Annotated in this window: 1 protein-coding gene; it reads left to right on the plus strand. The window is 62.7% G+C overall.

All coding sequences use genetic code 11. The annotated features are described in order from the left end of the window. The coding region (locus tag CAL25_RS12065; RefSeq protein ID WP_094800299.1) for a VCBS domain-containing protein at positions 1–16,429 on the plus strand (16,429 nt) is incomplete at its 5' end. Positions 16,430–16,447 lie beyond the last annotated feature (18 nt).

Below are 16,447 nucleotides of genomic sequence, written 5' to 3' on the forward strand. Positions count from 1 at the left end.
CACGGTCACGTCGGCCGACGGTTCCATGCACGACATCACGGTCACGATCCAAGGGACCAACGACGCGCCCAAGCTGAGTGGTGAAGTCACGGGTTCGGTGACCGAGGATGGAACCAAGACGGCTACCGGTCAGTTGACGACCAGCGACATTGACACCACTGACACGCACACATACTCCGTCGTCGGCAATGCGAAGGGAACCTATGGTTCGTTCGGCGTCGACGCCACCGGCAAGTGGACCTACACGCTCGACAACGCTGCCGCCCAGACGCTGAAGTCGGGTCAGGCAATTACCGAGACCTACACGGTCCAGGTCAGCGACGGACACGGCGGCACCGACACGAAGGTCATCTCGGTCACCATCAACGGTACCGACGATGCCGCCGTAATCACCCCGCACACCCCTGGTGCCGACCGAGGTCGCGTCCAGGAGGACGGACAGCTTACGACCAACGGCAAACTCGACGTCGTTGACCCGGATGCGGGCCAAGCTGTCTTCCAAGTTCAACCGGCGACGGCTGGCGCCTACGGCACCTTCGCCGTCGACGCCAATGGCAACTGGACATACAACCTCGACAACACTAACAAGGCAGTTCAAGCCCTTGGCGCCGACAAGTCGCTGACGGAGACCTTCACGGTCACGTCGGCCGATGGCTCCACGCATGACATCACGGTCACGATCCAAGGCACGAATGACGCGCCGAAGCTGAGTGGCGAGGTTACCGGCTCCGTGACCGAAGATGGCGTCAAGACCGCCAGCGGTCAGTTGACGATGAGCGACGTTGACACCACTGACACGCACACCTACTCCGTGGTTGGCAAGACCACCGGCACCTATGGTTCGTTCGCTGTCGATGCCTCGGGCAAGTGGACCTACACGCTCGACAATGCTGCCGCTCAGACGCTGAAATCGGGCCAAGCAATCACCGAAACCTATACGGTCCAAGTTAGCGACGGCCACGGTGGCACGGATACGAAGGTCATCTCTGTCACGATCAACGGCACGGATGACGCTGCCGTCATCACCCCGCACACGCCCGGGGCCGATCAAGGTCGTGTTCAAGAAGACAGTCAGCTCGTCACCAACGGCAAGCTCGATATCGTCGATCCAGATGCGGGCCAAGCCGTCTTCCAAGTTCAACCGGCGACGGCTGGAGCCTACGGCACGTTCGCCGTCGACGCCAATGGCAACTGGACCTACAACCTCGACAACGCCAACAAGGCTGTCCAGGCACTTGGTTCCGATAAGTCGCTGACCGAGACCTTCACGGTCACGTCGGCCGACGGTTCCACTCACGACATCACGGTCACCATTCAAGGCACGAACGACGCACCCAAGCTCTCCGGTGACGTCACGGGTTCGGTGACCGAGGACGGCACCAAGACGGCTTCCGGCCAGCTCACCACGACTGACATCGATGCGACCGACACGCACACCTACTCTGTCGTCGGCAACGCGAAGGGAACGTATGGTTCCTTCGGCGTCGATGCCACCGGCAAGTGGACCTATACGCTCGACAACGCTGCCGCCCAGACGTTGAAGTCGGGTCAGGCGATCACCGAAACGTACACGGTCCAGGTGAGCGACGGCCACGGCGGCACCGACACGAGGGTGATCTCGGTCACCATCAACGGCACCGATGACGCTGCCGTCATCACCCCGCACACGCCGGGCGCCGACCAGGGTCGCGTCCAAGAGGATGGACAGCTCGTCACCAACGGCAAGCTCGACATCGTCGATCCGGATGCCGGGCAGGCTGTGTTCCAAGCTCAGCCGGCGACGGCCGGCGCCTACGGCACCTTCACTGTCGATGCCAATGGCAACTGGACCTACAACCTCGACAACACCAACAAGGCTGTACAAGCACTTGGTGCCGATAAGTCGCTGACCGAGACCTTCACGGTCACGTCCGCAGACGGGTCGAAGCACGACATCACGGTCACGATCCAAGGCACGAACGACGCACCGAAGCTCTCGGGCGAAGTTACCGGTTCGCTGACCGAGGACGGCACCAAGACGGCATCTGGTCAGCTCACCACGACTGACGTCGACACGACCGACACGCACAGCTACTCTGTCGTGGGCAAGGCCACCGGCACCTATGGTGCGTTCGCAGTGGATGCCACCGGCAAGTGGACCTACACGCTGGACAACGCCGCAGCGCAGACGCTGAAGTCGGGTCAGGCGATCACGGAAACGTACACGGTTCAAGTTAGCGACGGCCACGGCGGTACCGACACGAAGGTGATCTCGATCACCATCAACGGTACCGACGATGCCGCCGTGATCACCCCGCACACGCTGGGGGCCGACCAAGGTCGTGTGCAGGAAGACGGACAACTCGTCACCAACGGCAAGCTCGACATCGTGGATCCGGACGCCGGACAGGCTGTATTCCAGGCCCAGCCCGGAACGGCCGGCGCCTACGGCACCTTCGCCGTCGACGCCAACGGCAACTGGACCTACACCCTCGACAACGCGAATAGGGCAGTTCAGGCGCTGGGCTCGGATAAGAGCCTGACCGAGACCTTCACGGTTACGTCGGCCGACGGGTCGAAGCACGACATCACGGTCACGATCCAAGGGACAAACGATGCGCCGAAGCTGAGCGGCGAGGTCACCGGCTCCGTCACGGAAGATGGCGTCAAAACGGCCAGCGGTCAGCTGACGACAACTGATGTCGATACGACCGACACGCACACCTACTCCGTAGTAGGCAACACGAAGGGAACATATGGCGCCTTCGGCGTAGATGCCACGGGCAAGTGGACCTATACACTCGACAACGCTGCCGCCCAAACGTTGAAGTCGGGCCAAGCGATCACCGAAACCTACACGGTCCAGGTCAGCGACGGCCATGGCGGCACCGACACGAAGGTCATCTCGGTCACCATCAACGGCACCGACGATGCTGCCGTGATCACCCCGCACACGCCGGGTGCCGACCAAGGTCGTGTGCAGGAAGACGGACAGCTTGTCACCAACGGCAAGCTCGATATCGTCGATCCGGACGCCGGACAGGCTGTATTCCAGGCCCAGCCTTTGACGCAGGGTGCGTTCGGCACGTTTACGGTCGATGCGAACGGTAATTGGACTTACAACCTCGACAACGCCAACAAGGCTGTACAGGCACTTGGTGCCGATAAGTCGCTGTCCGAGACCTTCACGGTCACGTCCGCCGACGGTTCCACGCACGACGTCACGGTCACGATCCAAGGAACCAACGATGCGCCGAAGCTGAGTGGCGAGGTTACCGGCTCCGTGACCGAAGATGGCGTCAAGACCGCCAGCGGTCAGTTGACGACGAGCGACGTTGACACCACTGACACGCACACCTACTCCGTGGTTGGCAAGACCACCGGCACCTATGGTTCGTTCGCTGTCGATGCCTCGGGCAAGTGGACGTATACGCTGGATAACGCGGCGGCCCAGGTCCTGAAGTCTGGTCAGGCTGTCACCGAGACCTACACCGTCCAGGTCAATGACGGCCACGGCGGCACCGACACGAGGGTGATCTCGGTCACCATCAACGGCACCGACGACGCTGCAATCATTACCCCGCACGCCCCTGGCGCCGATCAGGGCCGGGTGCAAGAGGACGGCCAGCTCGTCACCAACGGCAAGCTCGACATCATCGATCCGGATGCCGGCCAAGCCGTGTTCCAACCGCAGCCAGGAACGGCGGGCGCCTACGGCACATTTACCGTCGACGCCAATGGCAACTGGACCTACAGCCTCGACAATGGCAACAAGGCAGTTCAAGCCCTTGGCGCCGACAAATCGCTGACGGAGACCTTCACGGTCACGTCCGCCGACGGGTCGAAGCACGACATCACGGTCACGATTCAAGGCACGAATGACGCACCGAAGCTCTCCGGTGAAGTCACGGGTTCGGTAACCGAGGACGGCACCAAGACGGCTTCCGGTCAGCTCACCACGACTGATGTCGACACGACCGACACGCACACGTACTCCGTGGTTGGCAAGGCCAGCGGCACCTACGGTTCGTTCGCCATCGATCCCACGGGCAAGTGGACGTATACGCTCGACAATGCTGCTGCGCAGACGTTGAAGTCGGGTCAGGCGATCACGGAGACCTACACGGTCCAGGTCAGCGACGGACACGGCGGCACTGACACGAAGGTGATCTCGGTCACGATCAACGGCACCGATGACGCTGCCGTCATCACCCCGCACACGCCGGGCGCCGACCAGGGTCGCGTCCAAGAGGATGGACAGCTGGTCACCAACGGCAAGCTCGATATCGTCGATCCGGATGCCGGTCAAGCTGTGTTCCAGCCGCAACCGTCGACTCAAGGGGCGTTCGGCACCTTCACGGTCGATGCGAACGGCAACTGGACGTACAACCTGGACAATGCCAACAAAGCTGTCCAGGCTCTCGGCGCAGACAAGTCGCTGACGGAAACCTTCACGGTCACGTCCGCCGATGGTTCCAAGCATGACATCACGGTCACCATTCAAGGCACGAACGACGCACCCAAGCTCTCCGGTGACGTCACGGGTTCGGTGACCGAGGACGGCACCAAGACGGCTTCCGGCCAGCTCACCACGACTGACATCGATACCACTGACACGCACACGTACTCCGCCGTCGGTAACGCGAAGGGAACGTATGGCTCGTTCGGCGTCGATGCCACCGGCAAGTGGACCTACACGCTGGACAACGCCGCAGCGCAGACGCTGAAGTCGGGTCAAGCGATCACGGAGACCTACACGGTCCAGGTCAGCGACGGACACGGCGGCACCGACACGAAGGTGATCTCGGTCACGATCAACGGGACTGATGACGCTGCCGTCATCATCCCGCACACGCCGGGCGCCGACCAGGGTCGCGTCCAAGAGGATGGACAGCTCGTCACCAACGGCAAGCTCGACATCGTCGATCCGGATGCCGGGCAGGCTGTGTTCCAAGCTCAACCCTCGACTCAAGGTGCGTTCGGCACCTTCACGGTCGACGCGAACGGCAACTGGACTTACAACCTCGACAATACCAACAAGGCAGTTCAGGCACTTGGTGCCGATAAGTCGCTGTCCGAGACCTTCACGGTCACGTCAGCCGACGGGACGAAGCACGACATCACGGTCACGATTCAAGGGACCAACGATGCGCCGAAGCTGAGCGGTGAAGTGACCGGCTCCGTGACGGAAGATGGCGTCAAAACGGCGAGCGGTCAGCTGGCGACAATTGATGTCGATACGACCGACACACACACCTACTCCGTTGTGGGCAACGCGAAGGGAACCTATGGTTCGTTCGGTGTCGATGCCAATGGCAAGTGGACCTATACACTCGACAACGCTGCCGCCCAAACGTTGAAGTCGGGCCAAGCGATTACTGAGACCTACACGGTCCAGGTGAGCGACGGCCACGGCGGCACCGACACGAAGGTCATCTCGGTCACGGTCAACGGAACCGACGACGCTGCCGTGATCACCCCGCATACACCGGGAGCCGACCAAGGTCGCGTCCAGGAAGACGGCCAACTTGTCACTAGCGGCAAGCTGGACATCATCGATCCGGATGCCGGCCAAGCTGTATTCCAGGCGCAACCTTCGACGCAAGGTGCGTTCGGCACCTTCACGGTCGACGCGAACGGCAACTGGACCTACGACTTGGACAACGCCAACAAGGCGGTCCAGGCACTCGGCGCGGATAAGAGCCTGACCGAGACCTTCACGGTCACGTCGGCCGACGGTTCCACTCACGACATCACGGTCACCATTCAAGGGACGAACGACGCACCGAAGCTCTCCGGTGAAGTCACGGGTTCGGTGACCGAGGATGGAACCAAGACGGCTACCGGTCAGTTGACGACCAGCGACGTTGACACCACTGACACGCACACATACTCCGTCGTCGGCAACGCGAAGGGAACGTATGGCTCCTTCGGCGTCGATGCCACCGGCAAGTGGACCTACACGCTGGACAACGCCGCAGCGCAGACGCTGAAGTCGGGTCAAGCGATCACTGAGACCTACACCGTCCAGGTCAGCGACGGCCATGGCGGCACCGACACGAAGGTGATCTCGATCACCATCAACGGTACCGACGATGCCGCCGTGATCACCCCGCACACGCCGGGGGCCGACCAAGGTCGTGTGCAGGAAGACGGACAGCTCGTCACCAACGGCAAGCTCGATATCGTCGATCCGGATGCCGGCCAGGCTGTGTTTCAGGCGCAGCCTGGAACGGCGGGTGCCTACGGCACGTTTGCCGTCGATGCGAGCGGTAATTGGACCTACAACCTCGACAACACCAACAAGGCTGTCCAGGCTCTAGGCGCCGACAAATCGCTGACGGAGACCTTCACGGTCACGTCCGCCGACGGTACGAAGCACGACATCACGGTCACGATTCAAGGCACGAACGACGCACCGAAGCTCTCTGGTGAAGTCACGGGCTCGGTGACCGAGGACGGCACCAAGACGGCTTCCGGTCAGCTCACCACGACTGATGTCGACACGACCGACACGCACACGTACTCCGTGGTTGGCAAGGCCAGCGGCACCTACGGTTCGTTCGCCATCGATCCCACGGGCAAGTGGACGTATACGCTGGATAACGCGGCGGCCCAGGTCCTGAAGTCTGGTCAGGCTGTCACCGAGACCTACACCGTCCAGGTCAATGACGGCCACGGCGGTACCGACACGAAGGTGATCTCGGTCACCATCAATGGCACGGATGACGCAGCGGTCATTACCCCGCACACTCCGGGGGCCGATCAAGGTCGCGTCCAGGAAGACGGCCAGCTCGTAACCAACGGCAAGCTCGATATCGTCGATCCGGATGCCGGCCAAGCTGTATTCCAAGCGCAGCCTTCGACGCAGGGTGCGTTCGGCACCTTCACGGTCGACGCGAACGGCAACTGGACGTACAACCTGGACAATGCCAACAAAGCTGTCCAGGCTCTCGGCGCAGACAAGTCGCTGACGGAGACCTTCACGGTCACCTCGGCCGACGGTTCCACGCACGACATCACGGTCACCATTCAAGGGACGAACGACGCACCGAAGCTCTCCGGTGAAGTCACGGGTTCGGTGACCGAGGATGGAACCAAGACGGCTACCGGTCAGTTGACGACCAGCGACGTTGACACCACTGACACGCACACATACTCCGTCGTCGGCAACGCGAAGGGAACGTATGGCTCCTTCGGCGTCGATGCCACCGGCAAGTGGACCTACACGCTGGACGACGCCGCAGCGCAGACGCTGAAGTCGGGCCAGGCGATCACGGAAACGTACACGGTTCAAGTTAGCGACGGCCACGGCGGTACCGACACGAGGGTGATCTCGATCACCATCAACGGTACTGACGATGCCGCCGTGATCACCCCGCACACGCCGGGGGCCGACCAAGGTCGTGTGCAGGAAGACGGACAACTCGTCACCAACGGCAAGCTCGATATCGTCGATCCGGACGCCGGACAGGCTGTGTTCCAAGCTCAGCCGGCGACGGCGGGCGCCTACGGCACGTTCGCGGTCGACGCGAACGGTAACTGGACCTACAACCTCGACAACGCGAATAAGGCAGTTCAGGCGCTGGGCGCGGATAAGAGCCTGACGGAGACCTTCACGGTTACGTCGGCCGACGGGTCGAAGCACGACATCACGGTCACGATCCAAGGAACCAACGATGCGCCGAAGCTGAGTGGTGAGGTCACCGGCTCCGTCACGGAAGATAGCGTCAAAACGGCCAGCGGTCAGCTGACGACAACTGATGTCGATACGACCGACACACACACCTACTCTGTCGTCGGCAACGCGAAGGGAACGTATGGTTCCTTCGGCGTCGATGCCGCCGGCAAGTGGACATATACGCTAGATAACGCAGCAGCGCAGACGCTGAAGTCGGGTCAGGCGATCACCGAGACCTACACGGTCCAGGTCAGCGATGGCCACGGCGGTACCGACACGAAGGTTATCTCAGTCACCATCAATGGCACCGACGATGCTGCCGTGATCACCCCGCATACACCGGGAGCCGATCAAGGCCGCGTTCAGGAGGATGGACAGCTCGTCACCAACGGCAAGCTCGATATCGTCGATCCGGATGCTGGGCAGGCTGTGTTCCAAGTTCAACCGGCGACGGCCGGCGCCTACGGCACCTTCGCCGTCGACGCCAATGGCAACTGGACCTACAACCTCGACAACGCCAACAAGGCTGTCCAGGCTCTAGGCGCCGACAAGTCTCTGACGGAGACCTTCACGGTCACGTCGGCCGACGGGTCGAAGCACGACATCACGGTCACGATCCAAGGAACCAACGATGCGCCGAAGCTGAGTGGTGAGGTCACCGGCTCCGTCACGGAAGATGGCGTCAAAACGGCCAGCGGTCAGCTGACGACAACTGATGTCGATACGACCGACACACACACCTACTCCGTTGTGGGCAACGCGAAGGGAACCTATGGTTCGTTCGGTGTCGATGCCAATGGCAAGTGGACCTATACACTCGACAACGCTGCCGCCCAAACGTTGAAGTCGGGCCAAGCGATCACCGAAACCTACACGGTCCAGGTCAGCGACGGCCACGGCGGCACCGACACGAAGGTCATCTCGGTCACCATCAACGGCACCGACGACGCAGCCGTGATCACCCCGCACACGCCCGGGGCCGATCAAGGTCGTGTTCAAGAAGACGGTCAGCTCGTCACCAACGGCAAGCTGGACATCGTCGATCCGGATGCCGGCCAAGCTGTGTTCCAAGCGCAACCGTCGACTCAAGGGGCGTTCGGCACCTTCACTGTCGACGCCAACGGCAACTGGACCTACAACCTCGACAACGCGAATAAGGCAGTTCAGGCACTCGGCGCGGATAAGAGTCTGACGGAGACCTTCACGGTCACGTCGGCCGACGGGTCCACGCACGACATCACGGTCACGATCCAAGGAACCAACGATGCGCCGAAGCTGAGTGGCGAAGTCACTGGGTCCGTGACCGAGGATGGCGTCAAGACCGCCAGCGGTCAGCTCACCACGACTGACGTCGACACCACCGACGCGCACACCTACTCTGTCGTCGGCAACGCGAAGGGAACGTATGGTTCCTTCGGCGTCGATGCCGCCGGCAAGTGGACATATACGCTAGATAACGCAGCAGCGCAGACGCTGAAGTCGGGTCAGGCGATCACCGAGACCTACACGGTCCAGGTCAGCGATGGCCACGGCGGTACCGACACGAAGGTTATCTCGGTCACCATCAATGGCACCGACGACGCAGCCATCATCACCCCGCACACCCCGGGCGCGGACCAAGGTCGCGTTCAGGAAGACGGACAGCTTACGACTAACGGCAAACTGGACATTGTTGATCCGGATGCTGGTCAGGCCGTGTTCCAGGCACAACCCACGACGCAAGGCGCCTACGGCACGTTCGCGGTCGACGCGAACGGTAACTGGACCTACAACCTCGACAACGCGAATAAGGCAGTTCAGGCACTCGGCGCGGATAAGAGTCTGACGGAGACCTTCACGGTCACGTCGGCCGACGGTTCCACGCACGACATCACGGTCACGATCCAAGGAACCAACGATGCGCCGAAGCTGAGTGGCGAAGTCACTGGGTCCGTGACCGAAGATGGCACCAAGACCGCCAGCGGTCAGCTCACCACGACGGACGTCGACACCTCCGACACGCACACCTACTCTGTCGTCGGCAACGCCAAGGGAACCTACGGTTCGTTCGGTGTCGATGCCACCGGCAAGTGGACCTATACGCTGGATAACGCAGCAGCGCAGACGCTGAAGTCGGGTCAGGCGATCACCGAGACCTACACGGTCCAAGTCAGCGACGGCCACGGTGGCACCGACACGAAGGTTATCTCGGTCACCATCAATGGCACCGACGACGCAGCCATCATCACCCCGCACACCCCGGGCGCGGACCAAGGTCGCGTTCAGGAAGACGGACAGCTTACGACTAACGGCAAACTGGACATTGTTGATCCGGATGCTGGTCAGGCCGTGTTCCAGGCACAACCCACGACGCAAGGCGCCTACGGCACGTTCGCGGTCGACGCGAACGGTAACTGGACCTACAACCTCGACAACGCGAATAAGGCAGTTCAGGCACTCGGCGCGGATAAGAGTCTGACGGAGACCTTCACGGTCACGTCGGCCGACGGTTCCACGCACGACATCACGGTCACGATCCAAGGCACGAACGACGCACCGAAGCTGAGTGGCGAAGTCACGGGCTCCGTTACCGAAGATGGCACCAAGACCGCCAGCGGTCAGCTCACCACGACGGACGTCGACACCACCGACACGCACACCTACTCTGTCGTCGGCAACGCCAAGGGAACCTATGGTTCCTTCGGTGTCGATGCCACCGGCAAGTGGACCTATACGCTCGACAACGCTGCCGCCCAAACGTTGAAGTCGGGCCAAGCGATCACCGAAACGTACACGGTCCAGGTGAGCGACGGCCACGGCGGCACCGACACGAAGGTCATCTCGGTCACCATCAACGGTACCGACGACGCGGCCGTGATCACCCCGCATACGCCGGGCGCCGATCAAGGTCGCGTCCAGGAGGACGGCCAACTCGTCGCCAATGGCAAGCTGGATGTCGTCGATCCCGACGCCGGACAATCGACCTTCCAAGTCCAGGCCGCCACCAAAGGCGCCTACGGCACCTTCGCCATCGATGCCAACGGCAACTGGACCTACAACCTCGACAACGCCAATAACTCCGTGCAGGCACTCGGTGCCGGCAAGTCCCTGACCGAGACCTTCTCGGTCAAGTCGGCTGACGGCACCACCAGCCAGATCACCGTCACGATCCAGGGCACCAACGACGCACCGAAGCTCTCCGGTGAAGTTACCGGCACGGTCACGGAAGACGGCGTCAAGACAGCCACTGGTCAACTGACCGGCACCGATGTCGACGTAGGTGACAAGCTCACTTACTCGGTCGTCGGTGGCGCAACGGGCACCTACGGCTCCTTCGCCGTGGACGCCAACGGCAAGTGGACCTACACGCTGGATAACGCAGCAGCTCAGGTCCTGAAGTCGGGCCAAGCCGTCACCGAGACCTACACGGTGCAGGTGAGCGACGGCCAAGGCGGCACCGACACCAAGACGGTGAACATCACCATCAACGGTACCGACGACGCCGCCATCATCACTCCGAGCAAGCCGGGTGACGACGCAGGCATCGTGAAGGAAGACGGCACCCTGCTCGCCGCGGGCAAGCTCAATGTCGTCGATCCCGACGCAGGTCAGGCAAGCTTCCAAGTCCAGGCCGCCACCAAGGGCGCCTACGGCACCTTCGCCATCGATGCCAACGGCAGCTGGACCTACAACCTCGACAATGCCAACAACTCCGTGCAGGCCTTGGGTGTTGGCAAGTCGCTGACCGAGACCTTCTCGGTGAAGTCGGCCGACGGCACGACGAGCCAGATCACGGTCACGATTCAAGGGACTAACGACGCACCGAAGTTGAGCGGCGAAGTCACCGGCTCGGTGACCGAAGACGGCGTCAAGACGGCATCGGGTCAACTGACCGGCACCGACGTCGACGCCGGCGACAAGCTGACCTACTCGGTCGTCGGTGGCGCAACGGGCACTTACGGCTCCTTCGCCGTGGACGCCAACGGCAAGTGGACCTACACCCTCGACAACGCCGCCGCTCAGATCCTCAAGACCGGCCAAGCCGTCACCGAGACCTACACCGTTCAAGTCAGCGACGGCCAAGGCGGCACGGACACCAAGACGGTAAACATCACCATCAACGGTACCGACGACGCCGCCATCATCACCCCCAGCCAGCCGGGTGACGACGCAGGCATCGTCAAGGAAGACGGCACCCTGCTCGCCACCGGCAAGCTCAACGTCGTCGATCCCGACGCCGGCCAATCGACCTTCCAAGTCCAGGCCGCCACCAAGGGCGCCTACGGCACCTTCGCCATCGACGCCAACGGCAACTGGACCTACAACCTCGACAACGCCAATAACTCCGTGCAGGCACTCGGTGTCGGCAAGTCCCTGACCGAGACCTTCTCGGTGAAGTCGGCCGACGGCACGACCAGCCAGATCACGGTCACGATTCAAGGGACTAACGACGCACCGAAGTTGAGCGGCGAAGTCACCGGCTCGGTGACCGAGGACGGAGTCAAGACGGCATCGGGTCAATTGACCGGCACCGACGTCGACGTCGGCGACAAGCTGACCTACTCCGTCGTCGGCAACGCCGCAGGCACCTATGGCTCCTTCGCCGTGGACGCCAACGGCAAGTGGACCTACACGCTGGATAACGCAGCAGCTCAGGTCCTGAAGTCGGGCCAAGCCGTCACCGAGACCTACACCGTTCAAGTCAGCGACGGCCAAGGCGGCACGGACACCAAGACGGTGAACATCACCATCAACGGCACCGACGACGCAGCCATCATCACCCCGAGCAAGCCGGGTGACGACGCAGGCATCGTGAAGGAAGACGGCACCCTGCTCGCCACCGGCAAGCTCAACGTCGTCGATCCCGACGCTGGCCAATCGACGTTCCAAGCCCAGGCCGCCACCAAGGGCGCCTATGGCACCTTCGCCATCGATGCCAACGGCAGCTGGACCTACAACCTCGACAATGCCAACAACTCCGTGCAGGCACTCGGTGTCGGCAAGTCGCTGACCGAGACCTTCTCGGTCAAATCGGCAGACGGTACGACCAGCCAGATCACCGTCACGATCCAGGGCACCAACGACGCACCGAAGCTCTCCGGTGAGGTTACCGGCACGGTCACGGAAGACGGCGTCAAGACGGCATCGGGCCAACTGACCGGCACCGACGTCGACGTCGGCGACAAACTCACCTACTCCGTCGTCGGTGGCGCAACGGGCACTTACGGCTCCTTCGCCGTGGACGCCAACGGCAAGTGGACCTACACGCTGGATAACGCAGCAGCTCAGGTCCTGAAGTCGGGCCAAGCCGTCACCGAGACCTACACCGTTCAAGTCAGCGACGGCCAAGGCGGCATCGACACCAGGACGGTGAACATCACCATCAACGGCACCGACGACGCCGCCATCATCACTCCGAGCAAGCCGGGTGACGACGCAGGCATCGTGAAGGAAGACGGCACCCTGCTCGCCGCCGGCAAGCTCAACGTGGTCGACCCCGACGCAGGTCAGGCAAGCTTCCAAGTCCAGGCCGCCACCAAGGGCGCCTATGGCACCTTCGCCATCGACGCCAACGGCAACTGGACCTACAACCTCGACAACGCCAATAACTCGGTGCAGGCACTGGGCGCCGGCAAGTCCCTGACCGAGACCTTCTCGGTCAAGTCGGCCGACGGCACGACGAGCCAGATCACGGTCACAATCCAGGGGACCAACGACGCGCCGAAGCTCTCGGGCACCCTGACGGGCACCGTCACCGAGGACGGAACGCAGACCGCGAGCGGCCAGCTGTCCGCCACCGATGTGGACACGGGCGACCGACTCACCTATGCCACCGTCGGCAACACGACGGGCACCTACGGCTCCTTCTCCATGGACGCCGCCGGCAAGTGGACGTACACGCTGAACAACGCTGCCGCGCAGGTGCTGAAAGGCGGAGAGACGGTCACCGAGACCTACACGGTGCAGGTCAGCGACGGCCAGGGAGGCACCGACACCAAGACGGTCACCGTCTCGATCAACGGGACGGACGACGCCCCGGTGATCACCGGCCAGACCTCCGGCTCGGTCATCGAGGACTACACACTGACCGCCACGGGCAAGCTCACCGTCACCGACGCGGACGCGGGCCAGAGCGGTGTCGTGGCGCAGACCAACGTGGTCGGCAAATATGGCAGCTTCTCGATCGATGGCAGCGGCAACTGGACCTACTCGCTGAACAACAGCCTGCCCGCGGTGCAGAACCTCGGGCCCGGCGCCGTGCTGTCGGAGACCTTCAACGTCACGGCCGGCGATGGCAAGACCACTCAGCCGATCACGGTATCGGTCGTGGGCACCAACGACGCGCCCGTATCGGCCGACAATTCGACGACGGTGGGCGCGGGTGCAGGCTACGCCTTCAAGACCAGCGACTTCGCGTTCAGCGACGGCGCCGAGGGCAACAGCTTGCAAAGCGTCATCATCTCGCGCCTGCCCGCCAACGGCACGCTGACGCTCAACGGTCAGGCGGTCACCGTCAACACGGCCGTCTCGGCAGCGGACATTGCCGCCGGCAAGCTGGTCTACACGCCCTCGACGGCCGGACAGGACACCTCATTCGGCTTCAAGGTGCAGGACACGGGCGGCACGGACCTGGGCGGCAAGAACACCTCGGGCGAATACAACTTCGCGATCGTCACGAACAATCTCGTGACGGGCGAGAATTCCGGCAGCGCCCCGGGCTCGCCGCTCGTCGGGGGATCGGGCGACGACATCATCCTGGGCGACAAGGGCGGTACCGTCACCACGGTTGAACCCGGCAAGAACTACAACATCGCGCTTGTCGTGGACACCTCGGGCAGCATGGCCTTCGGCCTGGACGGCTCGACCAACACGACCTATGCGAATTCGCGGATCAAGCTGGTCAAGGACGCGCTCACCAACCTGGGCACGCAACTGTCCGGTCACGATGGCGTGGTCAACGTCACGCTGATCGGCTTCTCCACGAACAGCAACCAGGCGATCACGCTGCAAGGCCTCAACAAAAGCAATCTGCCGAGCCTGCTCACTGCCATCAACAACCTCGTCGCGGATGGCGGCACCAACTACGAAGCCGCGTTCAACACCGCGGTGACCTGGTTCAACAACCAGACGGCGGCCGGCAAGACGGCGGCAGCCGGCTACGAGAACCTCACCTTCTTCCTGACCGACGGGGACCCCACCTACTACATCCGCTCCACCGGCACGATCGGCGGCACCGGCAACTCGACCGACGTGGTCACGCTGCAGGAGTCGGTGAATGCCTTCGCGCCGCTCAGCAACACCAGCAGTGTTCACGCGATCGGCATCGGCAATGGGGTCAACGGCGAGTACCTGAAGCTGTTCGACAACACCGGCAACGGCAACAGCACGGGCTACGTCACCTTCGGCACCGGCACCGAAACGGTCATGGCCAGCTTCAATACCTCGACCGGCACGGGCATGAACAACGTGAGCAACTGGTCCACGACAGGCACGGGCCTGCTGTCGGGATCGGTCGGCCGCAGCAGCAGCAACACGATGGCGATTACCGACTGGAACGGCGGCAGCTCCACGACCGCCACCAGCCCGAACTTCTCCATCTCCTCGGGCAGCTACGGCAAGGTGAGCTTCACCGCGCTCACGAGCAATTTCGTCACGGGCGATCAGTTCAACTGGACGGTGCAGCGTTATGACTCGTCCACGGGACGCTGGGTCACGGCCGACAGCGGCACGAGCACGTCGGGCTACAACAGCACGACCGGCATCGAGTCGCGTCTGTTGTCGGCGGGCACCTATCGCTTCGTGTTCGAGGTGATCGACAACTCCAACAACCTGCGCATGTCGACGGTGTCGATCGACGACATCACGCTGGCGGTGTGGGCATCGAGCCAGATGGTGATCGCGCCGTCCGGCCAGGTCGACATCGTGCTGCAGGGCGACCAGCTCGCCGCCGCGCTCGAACGCGGCAGCTCCAGCACCGACCCGGCCACGGTGGGCAGCGACAACATCAGCGCCGGCGCCGGCGACGACGTCATTTTCGGCGACACGATCAATACCGATCATCTCGCCTGGGGCAACGTCGCGGCCGGCTCGCACGACGGTCAGGGCATGAAGGCGCTGGTCGACTACCTCACCTACACCAACGGCAAGACGCCCACGACCCTGGAGGTCTACGACTACCTCAAGGCCAACCACGCCAGCTTCAACCTCCCCGACGATACGCGCGGCGGCGGCGACACGGTGCGCGGCGGCACGGGTAACGACATCATCTATGGTCAGGGCGGCGACGACTCGCTGTATGGTGAAGACGGCAACGACATCCTCTACGGCGGTACGGGCAACGACCTGCTGCATGGCGGCGCGGGCAGCGACAGGCTCGATGGCGGCAGCGGCAACGACACCCTGATCGGCGGCAAGGGCAATGACACGCTCCTGGGCGGCACCGGCAGCGACACGTTCAAGTGGGAGCTCAGCGACCAGGGCACGATCGCCGCCCCCGCGGTCGACGTCATCAAGGACTTCTCCACGGCCAAGCCGGCCGACGGTGGCGACATCCTGGATCTGAAGGACCTGTTGATCGGCGAGAAGGACGGCACGCTGACGCAGTACCTCAACTTCCAGAAAGACGGCAACAACACCGTCATCAACATCAACACGCAAGGCCAGATCGGTCAGGGCGCGGACCAGAAGATCGTGCTCGAAAACGTGGATCTCACGCAGAACGGCACGCTGGACAACCAGGCCATCATCAACGACCTGCTGCAAAAGGGGAAACTCGACGTCAATCACTGATCCCCAAGCCGCGCGGCG

The sequence above is a fragment of the Bordetella genomosp. 5 genome (genome assembly GCF_002261315.1).
GTDB lineage: Bacteria > Pseudomonadota > Gammaproteobacteria > Burkholderiales > Burkholderiaceae_B > Bordetella.